13 protein-coding genes are annotated in these 24,621 nt (G+C 38.8%); 5 read left to right on the forward strand and 8 right to left on the reverse strand.

The features are described 5' to 3' along the window. The first annotated feature begins 79 nt into the window (after window positions 1-79). The gene (locus IRQ78_RS17705; RefSeq protein WP_194442817.1) at window positions 80-412 is read left to right on the forward strand and encodes a ribonuclease E inhibitor RraB; all 333 of its coding nucleotides are present in this window, start codon (window positions 80-82) and stop codon (window positions 410-412) included. A 25-nt stretch (window positions 413-437) separates the two neighbouring features. Here the strand turns inward: IRQ78_RS17705 and IRQ78_RS17710 are convergent, their stop codons facing one another. The 8 genes from IRQ78_RS17710 to IRQ78_RS17745 all read right to left on the reverse strand — a co-directional run bounded on the left by IRQ78_RS17710 (window position 438) and on the right by IRQ78_RS17745 (window position 20,085). Then, window positions 438-2,183, reverse strand: coding sequence for a DEAD/DEAH box helicase (locus tag IRQ78_RS17710; protein WP_194442818.1), 1,746 nt, complete (start codon window positions 2,181-2,183; stop codon window positions 438-440). Window positions 2,184-2,252: 69 nt separating this feature from the next. Next, window positions 2,253-2,558: an H-NS histone family protein gene (locus IRQ78_RS17715; protein WP_054553670.1), complete on the reverse strand. Its 306-nt coding sequence runs from the start codon at window positions 2,556-2,558 to the stop codon at window positions 2,253-2,255. A 110-nt stretch (window positions 2,559-2,668) separates the two neighbouring features. Next, complete coding sequence (locus tag IRQ78_RS17720; RefSeq protein WP_194442819.1) at window positions 2,669-6,868, reverse strand: ATP-binding protein; 4,200 nt, start codon at window positions 6,866-6,868, stop codon at window positions 2,669-2,671. 278 nt (window positions 6,869-7,146) lie between these two features. Next, a complete protein-coding gene (locus IRQ78_RS17725; RefSeq protein WP_054553672.1) occupies window positions 7,147-9,969 on the reverse strand; it encodes a TonB-dependent receptor domain-containing protein in 2,823 nt (940 codons plus the stop codon). A 707-nt stretch (window positions 9,970-10,676) separates the two neighbouring features. Continuing rightward, window positions 10,677-13,448, reverse strand: a complete 2,772-nt coding sequence (locus IRQ78_RS17730; protein ID WP_054553673.1) for a TonB-dependent receptor plug domain-containing protein — start codon at window positions 13,446-13,448, stop codon at window positions 10,677-10,679. Window positions 13,449-13,845: 397 nt separating this feature from the next. Further along, complete coding sequence (locus IRQ78_RS17735; protein ID WP_194442820.1) at window positions 13,846-14,730, reverse strand: class I SAM-dependent methyltransferase; 885 nt, start codon at window positions 14,728-14,730, stop codon at window positions 13,846-13,848. Between the two features lie 117 nt (window positions 14,731-14,847). Continuing rightward, the gene (locus IRQ78_RS17740) at window positions 14,848-17,496 is read right to left on the reverse strand and encodes a TonB-dependent receptor domain-containing protein (protein ID WP_161804355.1); all 2,649 of its coding nucleotides are present in this window, start codon (window positions 17,494-17,496) and stop codon (window positions 14,848-14,850) included. A gap of 240 nt (window positions 17,497-17,736) precedes the next feature. Next, window positions 17,737-20,085 carry a DNA polymerase II gene (locus IRQ78_RS17745; RefSeq protein WP_194442821.1) on the reverse strand — a complete coding sequence of 783 codons (2,349 nt, stop codon included), beginning with the start codon at window positions 20,083-20,085 and terminating at the stop codon, window positions 17,737-17,739. 150 nt (window positions 20,086-20,235) lie between these two features. Here IRQ78_RS17745 and dinG point away from each other — a divergent pair, with 150 nt between their 5' ends. From dinG to IRQ78_RS17765, 4 genes are read left to right on the forward strand one after another with little or no spacing between them, the layout of a single operon-like run. Then, window positions 20,236-22,311, forward strand: a complete 2,076-nt coding sequence (dinG, locus tag IRQ78_RS17750) for an ATP-dependent DNA helicase DinG (protein WP_194442822.1) — start codon at window positions 20,236-20,238, stop codon at window positions 22,309-22,311. Further along, entirely contained in the window at window positions 22,311-23,087 is a 777-nt protein-coding gene (locus tag IRQ78_RS17755; protein ID WP_054553678.1) for a TSUP family transporter, read from the forward strand. Before dinG ends, IRQ78_RS17755 begins: the two co-directional genes overlap by 1 nt. Next, a complete protein-coding gene (locus IRQ78_RS17760; RefSeq protein ID WP_054553679.1) occupies window positions 23,088-23,696 on the forward strand; it encodes a primosomal replication protein in 609 nt (202 codons plus the stop codon). Next, window positions 23,693-24,586 (forward strand): histone deacetylase family protein, encoded by an 894-nt coding sequence (locus IRQ78_RS17765; RefSeq protein WP_194442832.1) that lies wholly within the window; start codon window positions 23,693-23,695, stop codon window positions 24,584-24,586. The genes IRQ78_RS17760 and IRQ78_RS17765 overlap by 4 nt, the downstream gene beginning before the upstream one ends. The last annotated feature ends 35 nt before the right edge of the window (window positions 24,587-24,621 follow it).

Here is a 24,621-nt window from a genome sequence, read left to right on the forward strand (position 1 = left end):
TTAAAATTAGTACGCGTTAAACAATTATTTTCGCTACAATAGCGGATAATACCTAGATTTATAATGAACGAGCGACTAAATGCACTTCCCTAATGACGAAAACGGTCAATTATTAGCTGAAATTGCTGACGCTGGTGTTGATTTAACCAGTATGCAAACTATCGATTTCTATATTCTTTTTGAACAAAAGCCTGAAGCAGAGAAATTTGCTAAAGCGATAACAAGTGATGAGCTTGCCCCTTCAACAGAATTAACCAAGTGCCCAGATACAGGGGTGTGGGAAGTCATTACCCGTGTGAAGATGGTGCCAGAACACACCTTACTTAGCCAAACAGAACAATACTTAGAAAGCATCGCTAATGGCCATAATGGATATGGCGATGGCTGGGGTTTAATGGCCGAAGAAGAATAAGCCACTCCTACATCTCGTAAGGGGATCAACTTAGTTGATTCGCCTTACGAAAACTGCCCTGATAATCAAAAAGCTTTTCTGCCACTTTCCAACCGTATTTTTTATTTTTACGCGCAATCACAAAATCGGGTGCAAGTAGTTGCTGTTGTAAATTAACAACCTGCTCCGCGCTTTGCCAATCCATTGGGGTAAAACCGGGTGCTGCTCGTTTACCAAACTGCTTATTAAAAATAAATCGCCCGGTGTCATTTGCTAAGTTAAAAACCTCATCACAACTAGCTCCATCTTCATCATAGTAGCTAATTTTAAGTAAACCTTTTGCGAGCAACTGTGCCGACAAACCACTACACCTTAATACCAAAGCATCTTTTAAATTAAGCGCTTCCCGCAGTTTATCATCAGGGTCTGCCATCATGGCACCACAAGACTGACACTGCCTTGCTGCAATGTCATTTTGCTCACCACACTGCTCACATTCTTTAAAACGAAAACGATAATCACACTGTATTTGCTCTTCACCATCGTCCAGCAAGCCTTGGCAGCGCCTACCAAAATGCTCAATCACTTTGCCTTCGCCATCTGTTTTACCCCAAAAAATATTCGCAAATCCACAGCCAGGGCATAGCACTTGAACTGGCTCATTATCACTTTGCGCTTTTTTACTCCCTACCTCTGGGTAGAACAAATCAAAGCCATTACCAGCATAATCAATAACTAAGCAGTCTTTTTTTCCTTCGCTTAAACGAAGGCCTCGACCCACTATTTGTTGATATAAACTGACAGATTCGGTGGGCCGTAAAATCGCAATATAATCAACGTGAGGGGCATCAAAGCCCGTCGTGAGTACGGATACATTAACCAAATACTTTATTTTTTTGGCTTTAAATTGATTAATAATTCGATCACGCTCGTTATTATCAGTATCACCGGTGATAAGTGCCGTACTACCCTCAGGTAAGTAGCCAGTAATTTCTTTGGCATGCATCACGGTTGCAGCGAAGATCATCACACCATGACGCTGTTCACTGTACTCTATTACTTGCTTGATAATGGCTTTTGTCGCGCGCGTGCTGTCTTTTAATAACGCGTTCATATTCTCAATGCTGTAACGACCAAATGAATCACTCGGCAGTGATGAAAAGTCATAATGGCTAATAGCTGCATCGACTTCATGAGGCGGCGTTAAATAGCCGTTCTTGATCATATAGCGTAGCGGTAACTCAAAAATACACTTTTTAAATGGTGCGTCTTTATCACCTCTAACAAAACCATGATAGTGATGATGGTAAACCCAACCCATCCCCATACGAAATGGTGTTGCGGTTAAGCCAAGTACTTTAAGATTGGGGTTTTGTTTTTTTAGACTCGTTATCACCTGCCCGTACTGACTTTGTTCATCACCACTGACACGATGACATTCATCAATGATCAACAAAGAGTAAGCATCGGTAAGCTTATCGGTATTACGTGCCAATGATTGCACACTCGCAAAGGTCACTTGCTCCGTTAATGACTTTTGTTTTAATCCCGCAGAAAAAATACTTGCCTTAAAGCCAAAGCTAATATACTTCTCGGCGTTTTGTTCTACTAATTCTTTAACATGCGCAAGCACCATTATTTTTTGTTTGGCAATACGCGCAAGTTCAGCAATAACCAGGCTTTTTCCAGCCCCTGTTGGTAACACAATTAGTGCTGCGTCATCTGTTTGTCGAAAGTGAGCAACCGTGCGCTCTACGGCCTCTTGTTGGTAGGGTCTGAGTACGTACTTCATGTTATCGGACTATAATCGACATAAAAAAGGGAAGCATACGCTTCCCCTGGTATTCTTTAAAGCAAAAAATTAAGCAAGGTGTTTTGTTAAATCGACACCTTGGAATGCTTTAGGTCGTTTACCACGGCCTGTCCATTCTACAATTTCGCCATTAAATTCGATGCGGTACTTCGGTTTTACCTTAGTGCGTTTGTCTGTTGTTACTACATCCTGTAGATCTTCTAATGTAAGTCCTTTTTCTTTTAGTAAATCGAGTACCTCTTTTTTAGCTTCTTGCTGTTGAGTATATTTCTCGATAGCTGTGTCGATTAGCTGTTTTGCTTTTTCTAATTCAGATAATGACGCAGATTTTACAAAAGATCGGATTTCTTTCATTGAGAGCTCTCTTTAATATTAAAGTTAAGTAAAATGTATAAACATGAGTTAGTATATGCCCTATTCATAAAATAATCTATTCGACTCTAATTCTTTATCCTAACTTTTTATTATACCCATGCTCTGATCTGAACAATGACGTCTTTTAACTCAGTAATTAAATCAATAACAATGGCAGTATCATGATTATCAATAAACGTCTTTTCCGTATCTACAATTAGTTTTGAGATAGGTGGATATTGAAGCATGACAAGCGCTCCTTTCAGTTTATGAATAGCAGCAGACACTTTATCCAACTCATCACTATTGAGGTGACCTTCTAACGTACTCAAATCATCCTGCAAACTATTTATAAATACCTCTGCCAACATTTTTGCATCACTTTCGTTACCAAAAACATTAAGCCAATGCTGTATATCTTTGATCCCTTCTAAACTTACATTCTTACTCTCTGTAATAATGTTTTCATCGTCTTTATTAAGATCAATAAATTCTGCAAGCCGATTATACAATTCATTAAGTTTATACGGCTTAAACAAAACACTGTTCATGCCTGAGCTGAGAGCTTTATTTAAACAGGTCTTAGAGTCATCTGCAGTAAAACCGATAATTGGCAAGTTTTGGAATTTTTCTATCGTCCTGATCTGTTCGGCTAACTTAAAACCATCTAAGTGAGGCATATGGCAATCTGTTAAGAGTAGATCAAAGTCCCCTTCTTCAAGCGCCCTTAAAGCAGCTAATCCATCCTCGACCATTACAGCTTTTATACCTAATTTTTGACATTGTTTTTCAAGTAATAATTGATTAGTTTTATTATCTTCAGCAATTAAAATCTGGCCATATAAATGCGCTTTATCTGGGCTAATTATATCTAAGGTGGTATGAATATTATTAAGTAGCTCTCGTAATGAATCGGGATAAAGTGGTTCGATAGGTAGTAAATGACAATTACAATCATTTACTTGTTGAGTATTTCGGCTTGATGGCACAATAGTATACTTAGCAGCAATGCCTGCTTTTTTAGCACGCCACTGCTCTCCTAGTAACTCAACCATGTATTGCTCATCAATAATTAAATTTTCAGTCTGACTAAGTTCAGATAACTCCAAGGGCCAATCAAGTATGGTATGTTTGACTGCCATGGTTCCAAGCAGCCGGACCAGCTCTTCACTTTTACTACAAACAATCCAATACCCAGATGATGTGCTTAATTGAGGCTTTTTAGTATGTTGCAATGGGATAGATAAATAAACATGCGTCCCCTTGCCGTATGTGCTAGACAAAGTGATACTGCCTTGCATCGCGTCCACCAGCTGTTTTACTAGCGCTAAGCCTAAGCCTGTTCCGCCAAATTGGCGTTGAAAAGAGTTATCGGCTTGCTCAAATGGTTTATAGATTTGAGCAAGCTCTTCAGTTGTCATCCCCTTACCGGTATCTGTAATTGTGATATTTAACAACTGTTTCTCAAACTTTACCTCGCAAGTTATTGAGCCCTGACTTGTGAATTTAACTGCATTACTTAGTAGATGTGATAAAACATGCATTAAATGATTAATATCAACCGATGTCGATGTGTAAGCAGCAGTCAGCCAATTTAAATTGAAATGAAGTCCCTTCTGTTTAGCCTGATGTTCATGTGCTCGTAGAATGCGACACAAATGAGTTTCCAAATCAACATTCTCAACCACTACTTCGATGTTACCCGTACTAGTGTCTGCAAAATATAGAATATCATCAACTAAACCTTGTAGTTTAGTTACTGAAACCTCAATGTGTTCGATTAAAGTAGATTGCTCACTGTCTACTTGTGATGATTTTAAAAGCTCAATAAAACCATTTACCCCAGATAAAGGCGTCCTTAATTCATGACTCATCGTCGCAATAAAACGACTTTTAACTAAATCAGCTTGAAGCGCCTGTTGGTTGGCCTTATTTAATTCAACTTGATGATGTTTGAGTAAGCTAATATCTAATAAGATACCATTCCACCTAACCCCTTGTTGTATATCATTGCCTTTTGTTTGTGCATTGGCAATATAACGACACCAAACTTTTTGGCCAAGATTATTAATTCTAAACTCAATATCAATCATGCCTTTGCGCCTACTTGCTTGCTTAAAGGCTTTAGCTATTTGCACCCGGTCTTCATCAACAATACAAGGGGAAATACATCCGGTCATACCGCGGCTATTGAGTTGTCTTGATGTTACTCCCAATAAACTTTGCGCCCCTTTGCTAATATAGGTATAACACCCTTCACCATTATCATAATATTCATACTGAAATACCCCGCCAGGGATAGTATCAGTAATCGTTTGTAATAATTGTTGAACCGCTTGGTTTTCCCTTTGAAGGTTATGATGTTCAGTCAAATCAGTGATGACGGTCATAATCCCTGCCAACTGACCATCAACTCCAAGATATGGCTTTTTAGTGTAGAGAAGCTCAAGCTTCTTTCCTACTTTATTGGTAAAGTTCATTTGACGATTAAAAACTTTTCCAGAGTGCAAGCTTTGCTTATTCTGCGTCAATAACTGGCTAACTTGTGCTAACTCGTCACGTAAATACCGTTTTTTTTCGTCCCATAAATGAGCAAAATTATCCTTATAGGCTTTGTTCCACATTATCCTTTTTTGCTCAGAATCTTGTATCACTACCATTGTAGGTAAATCGTCGATGAGCTTTTGAGTAAAGTTCAATTTACTTAACGCAACTTGCTCAGCCTCTTTTCGTTTTGAAATCTCACGGTTTATGGTAATCCGCCAGCTAACAAAATAAATAATCGAAATACAGATAAGAATTAAGGTTAAAATTGCAGTTGTATTAACGGTGGTTTTGTCATATCCACGCTCGATATTAAAAATACCATGGCGATTGACAATATGATTGAAGTCATTGCTCGTTAGTGTTTTGAAAAGGCTTTCAAGTAAACTGACTAATTCAGTAAAGTTTTTATTCACAAGGAAATAGATCGGCTGATTATATCGGTATTTAGGGTTGATATAAAATTCGCCTATGTAAAACTGATTCAATTGATATGCCGCAATGCTTTGCGGTAAGATAACACTATCAATCGTGTCGTTCCTCAAAGCATAAAAAAGTGTCACAATTGAGCTAAATGACACCGTTTCTAAATTCTCAGCACTTGGCAGCTTCTTTTTTGGATCTGCAAACAGATCTATATAACCAATACGCTGAGTTTTACTCGAACGTTTAGAAATTAAAACCATTTCTACGCTTACGTGCGGCGGTAAAGCAATCAAAACACCTTCATTAATTCTTGTTGGTGTCATCGTCGGAATGAGATCGATCTTATTCGCTAAAAATAATCTTTCTAATTCTTTGGAATTTGCAGCAGGGATATATTTAAACTGGAACCCACTTCGTTCAGATAGTAACTCAAGGGTATCATTTAAATAGCCTGTAGCTTCGCCAATTTGATTTGTGTCATTAATTGGAAACAAACCATCAATAAACGAGAACGTAAGTAAATAATTATTGTTGCCTTTCACACTTACTTTATTGAATTCACGTTTGAATTGACTATAGGCTTTTGCGGCCAAATATTCTTCACTTGCCGAACTTTCCCATAATTGTTTCGTGGTTGGAGAGATAGATGCTAAAAAAGAATTAACTTGATTACGTAAAGCCGTTTTCTGTTGGTTGAACATGACATGAAATGTTTCACTAGAAAGCCAGATAGGACTTACAACTTTAAGACCGTCTTTACCACGGTTTTTTAACTGATGAGACAAAACTGAATAATCACCTAAAAAAGCATCAAATGAGCCATCGGCCACTTTTTTAAACGCATCATCTGGTTTTATAAACCGACTTATATAAAGCGCACCATTTTCAGCTAGATATTCGCAATGCGAACTCCCAGTGATACAAACCCATCGTAAACTAGCAAAGTTCTTTAAGGCACTATTTGCAATAGATTGATTTACAACTATTCCACGTGGACCTTCCATAAAGGGTGTTGAAAATAAATAATGTTTTTTGCGCTGCGTAGTTTTATTCAATCCAACCGCAAAGTCTATTTCACCAGCTTTAAGTCCGTCCAGAAGCTCGTCAAGACTGTCGTAAACTCGGTACTCTAAATCGGCACCAGCTAAACGCGCTATTTCGTTACTGTAACCAACAATTACACCAGTATATTGACCATTTGCGTCTTGGGTGTGATAAGGAAAAAAATTATAACTTACGATACCCGCTTTGAGTTGCGTCGCAGAAGCAATACAAGAGAATAAAAGCGTAATAGCATAGAGGTAAAAGAGAAATCGTCGTTTCAGAACTAAACCAAGCAAAAGTAAATAACTAGCTACATTCTAGCAGTGAAATTTAAATACTCAATTTTTGTTTAAAACTAGCTACTATAAAAATTAACAAATAGAAGATTCGATACAGACGTACAGTCGCCATTCGAATAAAGATTGCGTTAATTATTTAAAAATAGCATGCGCATATTTTCCACCTCTAAACTATTGCAAAAGCCAATGGGTATGAAGTAAGAAATAATCAAGAGCAGTTAATTAAACTAAAAAAAACCCACTTTAGTCAGTGGGTTTTTATTTTTATTTACACATTAAAAGCTTTGTGAGTATCGGAAGTACAATTGACGACCAATATCAAAGCCACCGTAATATGAATAAGTAGAACTTGGGCCTGAGTACATAATAGGACCACGTTTATCAAATACATTGTTAGCACCAATAGAAAGCTTAGATTCCCATGGCGTATTATAAGTGAACTGTAGGTCGTTAAATGTAGTAGAGCCTACTTTATTTTTAGGCACAACTACACCATTAGTCCAATCACGTTGGAAGTTTGGATCACTACAACGGTCTTCAAAATAACAGTCCTCACGCATTGAAGAGAAATAACGCATCGCCCAGTTTGCACTGAAATCTCCATACGTCCAATTCAAGCCAAAGTTAGCACGTGTTCTAAATGTATCTCCATGACCTACATCTGATTCAACTTTAGTTGTTGGATCATTTGTCGATTTTGAATCATATTTTAGTAAGTATGTGCTATCTAGAGTTGCACGGAAGTCACCAAAACCAGTTTCAAATGCATATGCTAATGATAGATCAATACCTGATGTTTCAGTGAAACCAGCATTGCGCGTACCATATGTTAAATCGTTAACAATTGAGTTGTTCGGATCACGTGAAAACATTGCACATCGTGATTCATCACCGCCAATATAACAATCTTTTAAGATCTCATTTGGTGAGTCAGAAACTACCGTGTCAGTGATTTTAATACTCCACCAATCAAGGATGATATCAAGGTTTTCAACATAACTTGGGTTGTAAACAAAACCAACGGTTTTACTGACAGACTCTTCTGGTTGTAACAGTGGATTTGAACCACTATTGAATGGCACTGGTGTTTGAGCTGCAGGGCCAGTCGTCGGCACAAAGCCTTGTTGTAACTGACGGTAATCAGCTGGTACATCTTGTAAACAGCGCGCAGAGCCAGCTGCTGTACCATAAACTGAATCACATGGATCGATAAAGCCTGTTGTAAAAGTTTGAGAACCACCACCATACAAGTTACTAATTGTTGGAGCTCGGAAGCCTTCAGCCCAAGTACCGCGAACCAATAAATCATCAGTTGGACGCCACTCAATGCCTACTTTACTGTTCGTTGTATCACCAAAAGTACTGTAATCTGAGTAACGAGTCGCAAGACTAACGTTTAGAGACTTAGCACCAACAACATCAGATAAAATAGGAACATTTAACTCTGCGTAACCTTCAGTAACATCGTAACCGCCACCCGTTGCACCAGATGCAAGAGTAGTACTTTGACCGAGTTGCGCTAGTGCATCAGGATTATACTCACCCGACTCTTTACGATACTCAGTACCAACAGCGAAAGTTAATGAACCTGCAGGTAACTCTGCAAGTAAACCACTTATGTTAGCAAAGTACATTGTTGTTTGAGTTTCACCACGATAATGCAGTGTAGGATACAAGAAGTCTTGTACATCAGGATCTGCTAGCGAGTTTTCAACAGGCCCTGCACCGAAGCCTGCTAAAGGATTCCACGCAACACACTCAGCTGATGAAATTGGATCATCTTCAGTACCACACTGAACTTCTCCCGATGCGTTTAAAAATGAAGGGCCAGTAGCGGCTTCAATAGCAGGCTTATAGAAGTTACCGTTGTCTACTTGAACAGTTGTGCTCTTGCTGTAAACACCACCAACATCCCAGTCAAAATAACGATTAGCTAACTCGAAAGAGCCTTCTAATGCGGCAGTAAAACGTAAAGTATCTTGATTACTTTCAGTTGTACGTGGAACTTCCCAACCACGACGAGTAAATGAAACATCTTCGCCAACTGGGTTAAAATAGCTATCACCACTTAACACAAAGCCATCTGACGCTGATTGATATGGATAACCTGCTACCTGACGTAACGCTTCACGTTCACTATATCCGATATCACTTGTAAAACTAACACTATCAGTAATATCGTAGTTAGAGCTGATATAAAGAGAGCGTGCACTTAAAGGCGTTTCTAAATGCATTTGGTCAATTGAATTACTTGAACCATTTTCATAAGTTTGCGGTTCAAAATCGTCAAAAGATGAAGCATTGCCTGGGCGCTTAGCAACCCACCATTGATCATTATAATAAAAACGACCATATTGACCCACTAAAGTACGGTTATTTGGAATATCATAACCTGGATATGATACTTCTGAGAAAGAACGGTCTCTCGCCCATACATCACTTTCATCACGCCACTCAGCACCTAAAGTAATTGAACCCTTTTCTCCCGAAAAGCCAGTGACCATACTAATGTTTTTCTTCTCACCATCACCATCGTCATAGCCACCGCCGTATACTGTGAACTCAAGACCTTCATAGTTTTTACGAGTGATAATATTAACAACACCAGCCATTGCATCTGAACCGTACATTGCAGACGCGCCATCTTTTAACACATCAATACGTTCAACCATTCCCATTGGAATAGCCGAGATATCTTGATAACCAGAGGTAGTAATACCCAAACGCTTACCATTGATTAAAACTAAAGTACGGCTGGCGCCTAAGTTACGAAGGTTGACGTAGTTACCACCCACATTCTCACCAGACACTAATGGCTCAGAACGACTGATTGGCGGTGAACCAGCTGCAGACATATTTTCAATCAAATCAATAACAGATGTGAAACCTTGATTAGCAATATCTTCACGACTTATTGTTTGGATTGGTTGTGCTGTTTCAAGGTCAGTAGAGCGAATACGTGACCCCGTTACTTCGATACGCTCTACTTTTTCTGCACCTTCATCTGCAGCTACTGCAGAAACTGAAAATGCTGACGTTGATGCTGCGCCAAAAGCAATTGCTAAACGCACTGCTTTTGAAACTTTATTATTTAACATTTGAATCTCCCTGGTCATATCCATGTTATGACTCTATTAATTTATTTAAACCCATAAAAGGTACTAGTACCCTTTAAGGGAATTAAATACTAATAGTATGGAGAGTTTTTGGTCAACAGCTTTTTAACTCATTATTTTCAATGTAAATTTTTTAAACAAACAACATCCCACAATTAGAGATAATAAGTTTACATAATTTAAAACCACTCATTAACAAATAAAATTAAAAGCATAAAAAGCAGGTGAAAATGGTTTTTTTATAGATATAAAATAAAATTTTTAGATTTACTATTCATGTGAAGAATTAACAAAAAAGACTTTATCGCATTAAAAAAATTAAAAAATAATTACCAAATTGTTTAAACCCAGAAAAGGCAATTACAAACTTAAAAGTGGTTGCAAAAAACCGTAAATTGTAAACAAAAAGAAAAGGGGTTAACAGCAATGTGGTTTTTTAAATCTACTGATAAATGAGCTTTTGTCAGTATGATTATTTCAAGTGACTTTCGAGTTATAAAAACTTACATACTCCTAAAATCAAGAGAGCAACAGTCAAGAAAGCAACCACATGGATAGGAAGGAAAAAACCTCATAAGATTTATGTGGTGAGCAAATGAAACAACCATTTAAAAATTCATCATACTGGTATTTAAAAAGTAAAAAAAAGCCACTCTAAGAGCGGCTTTTAAATCGTTTAAGTTACTAAATTAGAACTTGAATGTTGCACGTAAATAAACAAAGCGATCCATGTTAACGTCATACTCTGTTACAGAGAAGTTGTTAGTTGAGATAGCTAAGTCATTATTTAGGTACTCAGGAGATGGCTCTTTTGCAAATAAGTTTTCAATACCTAGAGTAAACTTAGTATTATACGCATCCATCGAGTAACCTACTGAAACATCGTGTACTGTGTATGAACCGATTTCTGCCGCCATACCTGGGTAGAAAGGTGTGTAGCCTAAAACGTCATAGTAGTTTTGCATACGATCTACATAGCGAGTTTGCCAATGAGCATCAAAGTCACCTAGTGCCCAATCAAGTGCGAAAGTACCTTTATACTCTGGGTAACCAGCATCACCATATTGGATACCAACTTGGTCTTCACCATCAAACTCATTTGTCATTACGTAAGAAACGTCTAATGAAGTACGGAAACTACCATATTCAGTTTCGAATTTATACGCAGTATAGAAATCGATACCTTCAACATTGTAAGTACCAGAGTTTTGCAGGAAGTTACGTAAGTCAGTTACGTTACCATTAGCATCACGGTCGATGTAGTCACAAGATGCTTCATTATCACCTGTAGCACATTCATTAAGAATACGTGAAGCACCATATCGACCGATAGAGTTAGTTACTTCGATGTCATAATAATCAACAGTAAACTCTAAACCTTCAATTGCGCTTGGGTTATAAACAAAACCGAATGTTTTAGACTCTGATTCTTCCGGTTTTAGATCCGGTGAAGAAACATTCGTGATACGGATTTGAGTATTAGCTTGGGCGTAACCATTTGGTACACCAGCACAGCCAGGTAAATCAGGAGTAGACCCATCTACTGAGTTACACGGGTCAGTAAGTGTAGGATATGAATCCGAGTTACCAGCGTATAAATCAGAGATAGATGGAGCACGATAACCTTCAGCCCATGTACCGCGTAACAATAGATCATCGATAGGACGATATTCAACACCAACTTTAGCTGTTGAGTTGCTACCGTATGCACTATGGTCTGAGAAACGAATTGCAGGAGAAATTGATAAGCCATCGATTACAGGAATTGAAAGCTCCACATATGCTTCATCAAGACGGAAGCCACCAGAAGTTGCATCACGTTGGTTACCTGAAGTTTCACCGCTTTGTGTTAATGGATCTGGAGTGTCATAGCCAGATTCTTCACGGCGCTCAAAACCAACAGCCATACCAACAACACCAGCTGGAAGCTCAAAAGCATCGCCTGCAAAGTTTAATGTGTAATCTTTCAGTTCAAGACCTTCACGAGAAACACTATCAAAAGTAACATAATCGATCATTTCTTGAGTTAGTGAACCTGCTCCGCCAAATAGATTTAGAGGCACACAAGAAGTCGCAGCATTACAGTTATCGCCTAAAGCTTGGTTGATACGAGTCAGGTTTAATAGACCTGTAGTATATACATCTTGGCTATTCTTACCATAGATGTAAGATGCATCCCAAACCCAAGAAGTGTCGCCGATACCACCTTCAAGACCGACCATTGCACGGTATGTAGTATCATTTTGACGATAAATACGGTTACCAGCTTCAACAAAACGACGTTGACCAGCAAACGGGACATAACCTTCTACACCAGAGCGCGCAGCATCACCATAAAGTGTTTCACCAAATGGGTTATAAATGTTGTTTTCATGAATATCAACACGGCTGGCAGCTGCACCAAAAGATGCACCTATAGTCAAAGGCATTGCCGCAAGTAATTGAGATGATTCACGATTAGTCATCATGAAATCTGAAACAAAGCGAACATCGTCGCTGATGTCATAGAAAGCTTGAACGTAGAAACTATTACGCTCTTGCGGTGTAACTAAATAGTTTTCTGGAGCGTAGTTGTATACATCACCGTCACGATCACGGAATGAATCAAGACCAACAGATGAACCGGCACCATTAGGTACTAGATCAAAACCTGCATTTGATTCACCAGCATTGTTCTCAGTGTAACCTTGTGCAATTAATTGATTACGAAGATCAGAGCTAATAGAGTTAGAGTTCAGGCGAAGGCGGCCTTTTTCTGTAGTAGAGCTGTTACCCATAGAAGAAATGTCACGGTCACCTGCCCAGATTTCTTGTTGAGTTACGTGGCTTAGATTTAGCATTAAACCACCACGTTCAGAAGTAGTACCAACAGTCAAATCAGCAGAGTACTGACGACCATCGTTGTACTTCATATTTTCACCGCCATAAAGAGATAGCTCAACACCATCGAAATCACGGCGCGTGATGATATTTACAACACCAGCAATTGCATCTGAGCCGTAAATAGCTGAAGCACCATCTTTAACTACCTCAACACGCTCTATTGAGGCAGCAGGGATTGAGTTTAAGTCAACAGTTGAGCCTAAAGAAGAAACCCAGCGCTTGCCGTTAACTAATACTAATAAACGTTGTGCACCTAAATTTCTAAGGTCCATATTGGTAGCACCATTACCACCGTTATTGAACGCTGTGTTTAACGCAGCACCAGCTGCAGGAATTTGTTGAAGAATATCACCAATGCTTAATTCACCGGTTGCTGCAAGATCTTCACGGCCAATTACTAAAACAGGGCTCGCACTTTCTAAATCGGTTCTTTTAATACGTGAGCCAGTTACTTGAATACGTTCTACTTTTTCAGCGCCTTCTTCAGCAGCAATCGTGCTTGCTGAAAATGAAGCGGCTGAAGCTGCACCAAAAGCAATCGCTAAGCGAACTGCTTTCGAAACTTGATTATTTAACATTTGATTCTCCCTGGTCATATTCATGTTATGACTTTATTAATTTATTTTTAACTCTAATGGGCCACAAATAACCCTTTAGAGGTAACAAATACTAATAGCAGGCAGAACTTTTGGTCAACTTTTTTTTAACCTTTGTTTATAAAGAAATTTTATAAAGTTCACATTTAAAAAACAATCCAAAAAACTTGTAACTTTAATGTTTTTGACAATTGCAAAAAGCAGCACAATAACCACTTAAAAACCAATGAAACTGAAAAAAAGATGCAAAAAACACAACCAACCCAAATTATTAATTTCACTTTTTAGAATAAAATAATTATACAAAAAAAGAATACACTGAACTAGAAAAGTAACATTGATTTTCTAAACACGCTGTTTATTTTGTCTTTAAGGATTATCATGAATTACATTTACTTCCATGAATATAAGTAGCGAGAATGTTGCAACTTTCATAACCAAGAAGCTGACCACCCTCCACTTCAATACTTAAAGCTTTTAATTGTTCTAAAATATTTTTTGTGTTTTTAGCAGCTGCAACTAACTCAGAAAGTCTTTTAATTAACAAATCAAGTTCTTCCATAAATAAACGATAAGCTTCTTCAAAGTCTAAATTCCCGTGTATATTTTGAAGTAAGAATTCTATAAAAGCTGGAAGGTTTGTACCTTTCAACGCTTCTTGCTCATACTTAAAATGAGTGATTACCTTAGCTTCAATCTCTTCAACAATTTGCTTTGATAGTAAAAGATTAGAAGAACGAACCGATTTGACGAGCCTTATCAAGTGATTTTCAATATCACTTTTAATGAAGTTTGCGGCCTTTAAAATTTTTTTGTTTGGTTTAACAATTATAGACTCTGGATGATGACAAACAAATGTGAAAGATCCACCACTTGAAAGTACACGATAGATTTCATCAATACTTTGACTAACTTGACTATACTCTAATGAAAATTGCGCTATTACATTGGAAAATACATTATCATTGAATGGTAAGCACTCGACCGAAGTCTTAGCTAAAAAGGTACCATTAATGCTTTGGGTGACACCTTTGTGCATCTCAGCTTTGTCTATTCCATAACAATTAAACTGATTATTATTTTGAATCAGTTCTATCAAAGCGCCATTTCCAGTACCGACATCAAGAACAGTTGAGTTTTCTCCAAATTTTTTAGCTGTAGCCTCCCAAAATTCCTTTAACTCACCTTCATAATTCTTTTTAAACCCACTCCCGAAAGACGTTAAGTGACCTCCGCTCCAATACTCGGACCAATGACTACTCATTATTCACCCAACTTTAGCTGTAATTTTTTATATATGGTCATTTTATAAACTTACTAATAAAGGCCTCAGGGTACTTAAAAAGCCCCTAACGGGGCTTAAAATTTAAAGTGATTAGTATTAGAAGCTTATGCTATAACCAGCAAATACTTCACGACCAATATGACCTGCATAATATAAAGTATCGTCATTCCAAAACCCGTCATCATCTTTAACAACACCTTTGTCGAACAAATTACGTGCGCCTAAAGTAAATGTGCCAAATGATTCTGTGTAATACTTAATATTGATATTATGTGTTACATATGTTGGATCGTGATTCTCACCTTTGTAACGGAAGTTTTCAGGGTTACCGTCACCTAGGTCAAGATACTGATCTTCATATACCGATGAAATCAGGTCAGTTGTCCATGCAACAGATAAGTTATCCATCGAATAATTAATGTTAAACTGCGAGCGCCAATCAGGTGTACCTGGCATACCTATGAAGTCTTGAGAAGGTCCTGAAAAGTAAACATCCCCAGCAGATTCAAGCAAGTAAGTTGTTGTATTTCCGAAGGTAAAGTCACCAAAACCTGTTTCAAGTTTATACTCTAAATTTAAGTCTAAACCTTTTCTAGACATATATGCGCCATTTTCAGAACGTGTAATCACGTCACCTAAAACAGCACCATTTTCGTCACGCTCTAACTTAACACCTGGGTATTTAGCCATCAGGTCATCAAGTTGACCCCCAACTTCAGCATTAATTAAAGACTGTACAGTAATAGATGAGATTACGTTTTCAACCTCTAAAGAGAAGTAATCTAGCTTTACTGCAAAGTTCTCAATACCTGAATAAACAATACCCGCATTGATATATTCTGATTCTTCAGGACCTAACTCGTCATTACTTTGAATTAAGTTATCAAACTGACGAGATTTACATTCTGAGGCAGAAATTCCTTGAGCTTCACAAGCTACATAATCTGTAGCACTTGTTGCACTAAACGAAGTTGCTGCTAGCAATTCATCAAGAGATGGAGCGCGGAAACCTTCTGAATATGAAGCACGTAATAAGATGTCATCTGTTGGGCGATACTCTAACTTAACGCTTGGATTAGTTACTGAACCAAAATCGCTGTAGTCATCGCGACGCAAAGCTGCGCTAACGATTAAATTATCAGTGAATGGCATTGAAATTTCATAGAAGAAAGCTGTTGTGTCACGCTCACCCATTGCTGAGTTACCTGCTGAACCACCTATAAGACCAGCTTCAGATTGTGCATCATACTGCGAATCAAACTGTTGATCGAAATACTCACCACCAAAGTAGTGCTGGATCTCACCGCCTGCTAATTCACCTAAAGCAAAACCAACACCAAAGAAGTAATGATCCATTTCGTTTTGGTTTTCTGTATAAGTTGTTGAACGAAGATTATTAATACCTTCTTCAGAACCTAAATCAATGCCATATTTCTCATTGTAAGCTAAACCTGAATAGCTCAAGTAGTAACGACCTACTGAACGGTAGTCTAATTTAGCTTTATGATATGCGAATTCCCAATCTATTGAGTCACCTGCGATACCTTTTAAACCAATCATATAGTCTTGCTGGTAATCTGTAACAAGACCATCGCGATTACCGATACCGTACCAGCGGAAGTAGCCAGTTACTTCTTCATCATATGGATTGTGCTCATTTCCAGCAGCCATATTATTCCATTTAGCTGCAGGCGGAGCGTAACGACCAAATGAGTCATTTCGGCTAAGCATAGCACGCGCATATAACTCAATATCGTCCGTTATATTATAGTTTGAGCTAACCATAATTGAGTCTTTGTTAGTCGAGGCCATGTTAGCTGACACATTAGCGTATGCATAGCCACACACCTCACCGCCACCAACACCACCAAGAAGTGAGCCTTGGTCTAATACCCCAACAAAACCAGGTACAGAACTTGCTAACTCATCACATTTCGCTGAAGCAACAAAGCCGTCAGGGCCTAAAATAGTTGCGCCATAATAACTTACACCAACTGTTTCATCATAAATTGAAACTAGGCCATCACCATTAGTATCTTCCCAAGAAGCAGCTGTATACTCACGATCTTTATCGAATATTGCGCCTTGCTCTTGATGGTCATAGACAAATGTAATGTTACCCTTTTCAGAGCTTACACCAAACGAAACTGACATTTGTTTAGTATCGGCACCTTCATTTGATGGACGACCGAATTGAACATCAAAAGATGCACCTTCAAAGTCTTTTTTAAGAATGATGTTGATAACACCCGCAATTGCGTCTGAACCATAAATAGCAGAAGCACCATCTTTTAGAATTTCGATGCGTTCAACTGCAGCCATTGGAATCGAGCTCAAGTTAGCTGCTGAACCACCTAGAGAAGGTGAACCGGCAACACGTTTACCATCAACAAGTACAAGAGTACGATCACTACCAGCACCTAATAGACTAACTGTTGATTGCGACTGAGCTGAAGAGCCTGAGCTTGGAACAAATGAGCCGAAGCTGTTAGAAGTTACACTGCGTAGAGCATCCGCAACTGAGATACGCCCCTGCTCTTCAAATTGAGCTGTTGTAATCACTTCAACTGGGCTAGCGCCCTCAAGGTCTGTTCTTTTGATACGTGAGCCAGTAACTTCAATTCGCTCAACCTTTTCAACCTCATTTTCATCAGCAGCAACAGATGATGCAGAAAATGCAGCTGTCGATGCAGCACTAAAAGCAATCGCTAAGCGAACAGCCTTAGAAACTTTATTATTTAACATTTGATTCTCCCTGGGCCACATAGTGTGGCTTTTTTTAGCATAAGCTTGTTTATTATTTGTTACCACAACTGTACTGCGGCCAACAAATAATAAACAAATCAAAATAAATTTCCAGAGTTTTATTAATAAAAACACAACAAAAAACACAACAAAAACCCAAAAATTAACAAAAAAGAATTTGTTAAACTGAAACAACTACAACATAAACATGAGGTTAAGGAAGGAGATACAAAAAGAATATCAAATGAGAATTATCTGACCATTGGGCTGAAAGGGATTGTTACAAACTAAATCATTAACAATTACCCTCACAATTGGTAATAACTGCTTATTGACATAAACTAAATAGTCATAATTATATTTACCCATGTAGTACTCGACACCCTGAGTTGTATAAACATATTCAATTATTTGACCACGCTGAAATGCAAAATGTGGGTTTTCAGCTAAATACTGCTTAGCTGCTTTTGCATGAGGAGGGATGTTTTTTTGATAATCAGCTAGGTGCCGGCCTAATCGTTTGCGATACACGAGTAATGAGTCAAACTCTCCCGCATAGAGTTTTTTAACGTACCTATCAAAGGCTTGTATTATTAATTCTTGACTGTAATTTTCGGAGAATAAAATCTCAAATAATTCTATTTGAAACTTGTGGGCAAGCTCTGTCCAATCACTCCTAACGGTTTCCATACCTTTGAAGACTAATTTTGAGGTGCCATCTTTTTCGACTTTTCCTACATAGCGCTTTTTAGACCCTGTTGTTTTTCCTCTAATTGTGGGCATAAAAAATGGGCTATAATGGGTTTCGTACTCGATCTCTAAGAAACTGTCTATTCTATAATCTTGCTGTAATACACGCTGCCAGCGTTTGTTAATTTTTCTTGCCAGTACCGTACCAATTTCATTACAGTTTAGTGAATTTAGATCATCATCAAGCTTAACAAAAGTCGAATCTGTATCACCATAAATGACTTCATAACCCCACTCTTCAATCCATTGCTTGGTTGTTTGCATAATTTCATGGCCGCGCAAAGTAATTGAACTCGACAATCGCGGGTCATAAAAGCGACAACCTTTCGAGCCAAGTACACCATATAAACTATTCATGATGATTTTGATTGCTTGAGAGAGCATAGGTTGTTTTTTGTCTTTTGCTATTTGTCTGGTCACTGACAGCTCACGAATAAGCTCAGGTAAATGATGCGCAGTGCGTGAAAAGTGCGCCTGATTAAATCCTTCGATTGCATTATCTGGACTTTTTAAACCTTCAATAAGACCGAGAGGGTCTATGCAAAATGTTCGCATTATTGACGGATAGAGACTTTTGTAATCAAGCACCAAAATATTCTTATATAGGCCAGGCTGCGATGACATGACATAACCACCAGGGCTATCAAAACTTAAGCCATGATCGCCTAAATTAGGGGCTACATAGCCACTTCTATGCAGTAACGGCAGATAAAGGTTAGTGAAGGCTGCAACTGAGCCGCCCATTCGTTCTAATTCAAGCCCTGTAAGCTGGCTTCTTACAACTGCAAAATCAAGTAACTTAAGTTTCTCAAAGATCCTCATCACTAAAATACAATCTTGCCTGTTGTAGTTAGCAAGAGACAGTTTGTCTTCATTAAACTGGCGAATAATTTCTTCAAGACGATTATCTGTATTTATTAGCTTCTCTTCGCCAAGCTCAATACTCGCTACATTGGCAAGACTAAAACTATCGTAATGATAAGTAGCGTTTTTTAAGGTATCAATACCATCAACAACTACGCGTCCTGGTATTGTAAGACGGGTAAAATTACCTTGCCGCAGCTGCATTTTTTCTTTATTGCGGCCAAGCGGCAATTCGACACCGAGTGCTTCTGCACGGGCATGTAACACGCTGAAGTCAAACTCAATCACATTCCAGCCAATAATCACATCAGGGTCCACAGTTTCAATATGTATACAAAGCTGATTGAGTAAATCAATTTCATCTACACACCAATGAAGATTAAATTCAAGTTCACTGGTATCTTGTGGCTGGCCTATCATCAATACGGTATCTATATTTGCCCCAACTAGACCTATTGAAAATAGCACTCCTTCACCATTACATTCTATATCGAGTGACAAACTTGAAAACTGCGGTGTAAAATCGCTATTTTTTTTGAACTTAGTATCCGTTAAAACAGGATATGGGTGGCTTTTTATTTGTCTTCCTTGAGCCCAAACTGCCCCTTTAATGAAACGTTCCATTAAAAATCTACCTATAGGACGAATATCATCTTCATATACTTTTATATGCTGTGCTTTGAGTCGTTTCGCAGCATTGTAATAGTGCTTTAAAGAAGAAAAATAACAAGAAACAACTTGTTCCTGCATAAAGCTCTTCAGTGCCACAGGTTTCATTTCACAAAAAATACCATGCTCTGAAAATACTCTATTCGCAGCGTCTATTTGTGATTCATTAATAAAGAACACTGCTTTTTGTGGTGTGCTTATTAATTTAACTGGCCCTTGCTTAGATAAAATCCACACCACAATCGAAATACCCTTAGCACTATCGTAGCATTGCGTGGAGAGAATAAAGCCGGAGGCTAACTGCATGTAATTAAACCTTTTTAATATAATTTAGGCATATCAGTTAAGCAAAGCTAAGTTGATTAACTAATTAAAGTAACAAGTCGCTTGTAGTTGCCCAGTTAAATCTCTAAAATTCATTACTGTAATTATATACATACTTTAGGTTTTCTGGGCATGCTTTCTGACTCTTTAAAAAAAACAATTCGGCAAATTCATAAGCATGTTGCTGATAACCTCACCGATTACCGCCCTCGAAGCAGTCAAAACTATTTAGTTGCCGAGATAGCAAAAACATTGGCTGGCGAATATCACAAGAGCCAACGAATTTGTGTAATTGAAGCAGGCACCGGGACCGGAAAATCGTTAGCGTATTGTTTAGGGGCATTGCCCTTAGCGATGGCCAAGAAAAAGAAATTAGTGATTTCGACGGCAACCGTTGCTCTACAAGAACAGTTAATTAGTAAGGAGCTGCCTTTTTTTAAAGAGCACTCTGGCCTCGACATCAAGTTTGATTTAGTGAAAGGTCGACAGCGTTATATTTGTGCACAAAAACTGAGTGCCGCCGTCAATGGTGACAGTCAAACGCAAATGGAGTTTATGCCGACCCTATCATCGCCCCTTTCAGATATGGAAACCAAATGCTTAAAGCAACTTTATGATGCTTATTCAAAAAAGCAATGGCAAGGCGACCGCGATAGCTGGGCTGATACAATTCCTGATAAAGTGTGGAATTTAATTGCTTGTGATAAGCATTCATGCCAACGACAAATGCGCGCTCATCAGCTCTGCCCTTTTCATATGGCACGTCAGCGTCTGATGCAAATGGATGTGCTAGTGATCAACCATTCTCTATTACTGGCTGATCTTGATTTAGGTGGCGGTAAGATTCTACCAGAACCTGACGATACGATTTATGTTATCGATGAAGCACACCATTTAGCGCACATCACCCGCGACTTCTCTTCTGCCGCAGCAACCATTAAAGGCACCATAGACTGGCTCGACAAGCTGGTTAAATTTGCCGGCAAAATGGCCAATGTGCTCGTAGGTCAAAAAGCGATTGGGCAAAATTTTAAGCTCAGTGACAGTATCAATGATGCCGGTAAAAACTTAAAAGTAGTGCGTGATATTCTTGATAACGCAGACTTTAATTATAACAGTGATGACACCTATCGTTTTGAACATGGTGAAATCCCAGCATCTTTACATGCCAAAGCAAAAGATATTAGCGATGCCACCCTTGATGCCCTAAGAGCACTCAACAAGATGCACGATACCTTAGTGCAAGACGTAAGTGATGGCGATATAAAACCTTATGTGGCCGATCCAATCCTGGCTGAAAGTGGTCAGTACATTAATCGTCTAGAGTTATTAAACAAGCTGTGGTTTAGTTACGCCACAAAAGGCGAAGGTATTCCCCATGCGCGCTGGATCAAACGCTTAGAATATAAGAACCATCACGACCATTTACTTAGTGATTGCCCTATTGAAGTTGGCTATTACCTTAAAGATAAATTATGGAATCAATGTGCAGGTGCCGTGCTTTGTTCAGCCACCTTAACTGCATTGGGTTCATTTGATCACTTTGCTTATGAATGCGGTCTTGCCAAAGAAGAAGGCGTAAAATACATAAAAGTCCCTTCTCCATTTGATTACCCTAAACAAGCGACGCTGCATATTCCTGCAAGTCATATTGAGCCAACCGATAAAGCGTTTAGTGATCACTTAGCTGAGCAATTGCCCAAATTCCTTGATGATAAAAAAGCAAATTTAGTGTTATTTGCCTCTTATTGGCAGATGGATCATGTTGTTAAAGCATTACGTAGCAAAGGAATTGAGGTCTTAGTGCAAGGAGAAATGTCTCGTGAAGCCCTGCTTAAAAAACATAAAGCCAATGTGGATTTAGGCCGTGCTAGCTATTTATTTGGCACTCAAAGTTTATCTGAGGGTCTTGATTTACCAGGTAAATACTTAGAAAACCTAGTAATTACAAAAATTCCATTTGCGGTGCCTACCTCACCAATAGAAGAAGCGCAGGCCGAGTTTGTGCAAAGTAAAGGTGGCAACCCGTTTCTTTCGATAACCGTACCTGATGCGGCAAAGAAATTAGTACAAAGCTGTGGTAGACTGCTGCGCAAAGAAAATGATCAGGGTCGCATTACTATCCTTGATCGCCGACTAGTGACCAAGCGATATGGCAAAGCCATGCTCGATACCTTGCCACCTTTTAAAAGACAAATTGATTATTAATGTTTGAATTAGCTTTAGACCCAACAACCTGGGCACTATTATGTGCAGTTGCACTAGCAGCCGGCTTTATTGACGCAATTGCAGGCGGCGGTGGCATGTTAACGGTACCTGCACTATTAACCGCAGGTTTGCCGCCTCACCTCACATTAGGTACCAATAAACTTGCAGCAAGTTTTGGTTCATTGACAGCCAGCGTAACGTATTTTCGTAAAAAGTTGTTCAACCCACGGTTTTGGGCTGCGTCCATTTTAGCAACAGCCATTGGGGCGCTCGTAGGTACTTTAGTGGTAGATTACTTAAGTATTGAATTTTTAAATAAATTACTACCGGTGGTGATTATTTTAGTCGCTTGTTACAGCTTATTTGGCAGTTTAAGTACAACTGAGCATAACGAGTTACCAGAGCTTGATAGTAAAACTAAAGTTAAACAGTGGCTGCAAGGGCTTGGACTTGGGTTTTTTGATGGTTTAGCAGGCCCCGGCACTGGCACATTTTGGACCGCATCAAATAGCCTTTTATATAAAATGAGCTTATTGCTTAACTGTGGTCTTGCCCGCTCAATGAATTTTGTTTCAAACTTTATTTCATTGATCACTTTCGTTGCACTTGGCCATGTAAACTTTCTACTTGGTATCACAATGGGTTTTTTCTTGATGCTTGGAGCATGGTTAGGAGCACATTCTGCAATAAAGTTTGGTAGTAAAATGATCCGCCCAGTGTTTAACACTGTGGTTATAGTGTTAGCATTAAAGTTAATCTATGAGGCTTATTTATAAATGCAATCGACTGCTTTTGATAAACTACGTTCACAAATTGAAAGACTCAAACAATTAGCCACACAATTTGATAAGGGTAATTTATTTGCTAAAAATCGCTATATGCAAGCCCAGCCAAGTTTGTTTGATAAAGCCGTGTTTAGTACGAAAAGTATGATGCTGGCTGACTATGTAACCGAAATCGAAGATGAGCTTAACAGCCTGCCGCCAGCTGAGCATCGCCATGCTTATCAATATGCGCTTGAGCGTATTGCCATTCAAGTCGAAGCGGTATTCAATGTAATCAAATCAACCCCAGTATGGGCTAAAGAAAATAAATACAGCTTTAAGCCGAAAGCTAAGCCACAAGTTTATAAGCAAGCAGTAAAAAAAATCATGCAGTCATCCCATGAACTGTATGACGAACTAAAACAAACCCATGAGTTTGAACGCCGCTTAGTTTTGATGATCGAAGAGCGAAAACTTAAGCTCGACGCTGCAAATGCACAGCAAGCAACCGAAATTAATAAAGAAATATTAGCTTTACATGCAAGACTTGGCCGTTGTCGAAAGGCTATTTCAGCCACTGAAGACAAAATTCAGCAAGTCGAAAAGCAACAGCTGAGATAATGTTTTACTATCATCCAAATTATTCAGCGTTAACTTTACCCGAGCGTCACCGCTTTCCCATTGATAAATACCGCATGTTAAAACAGCTTGTTAGCAACTTTATTGATGAGCAGCATTTTATTACCCCACAACAAGCCACTAGAGCGCAGCTTGCTCTGTGCCATAACCCCGAGTATATCGACGCTTTTTTAACTGGTAGCCTTGATAGCAAAGCAATTAAAAAAATGGGCTTTCCTTGGTCCACTGAGTTGGTTGAGCGAACACTTTACTCTGTTGGCGCAAGTATTCAAGGCGCTGAGTTTGCTTTGCAACAGGGTGCTGCTTTTAACCTAAGTGGTGGTTATCATCATGCTTTTACGAGCTATGGTAGTGGTTTTTGTATTTTTAATGACTTAGCGATAGCCGCAGCACACTTAATTAATACCGAGCAAGCCGACACCGTATTAATTTTTGACTGTGACGTCCACCAAGGGGATGGCACAGCCGAAGTTACACAAGCACATCCCCAGATCATTAGCTGCTCAATTCATTGTCAGCAAAACTTCCCGCGTATTAAACAGCAATCAAACTACGATTTTGCGTTAGAGCATGGCACTACAGATGATGAATACCTAGAAACAGTCAAACAAGCTTTAGCCTTAACAATTAGACTCCACCAGCCAGATATCATTTTGTATAACGCCGGCGCAGACATCGCAACAGATGACGAATTAGGACACTTTCAAGTGAGTTTAGAAGGCGTGTATCAGCGTGACCATTTTGTATTAAACCAAGCCAAGGAAGCAAAAATCCCAGTGTTTTCAGCCATGGGCGGTGGCTACCAACGAAATGTAAGCCGTTTGGTTGAAGTTCATAGCCAGCTTTATAGGGCAGCTGTCGATTTATTTTAAAGCTTGGTATACACTAAAAGTGACTTTTAAATAAG

Origin of the sequence: Pseudoalteromonas simplex (genome assembly GCF_015278155.1) — a bacterium.
GTDB classification, from domain to species: Bacteria; Pseudomonadota; Gammaproteobacteria; order Enterobacterales; family Alteromonadaceae; genus Pseudoalteromonas; species Pseudoalteromonas simplex.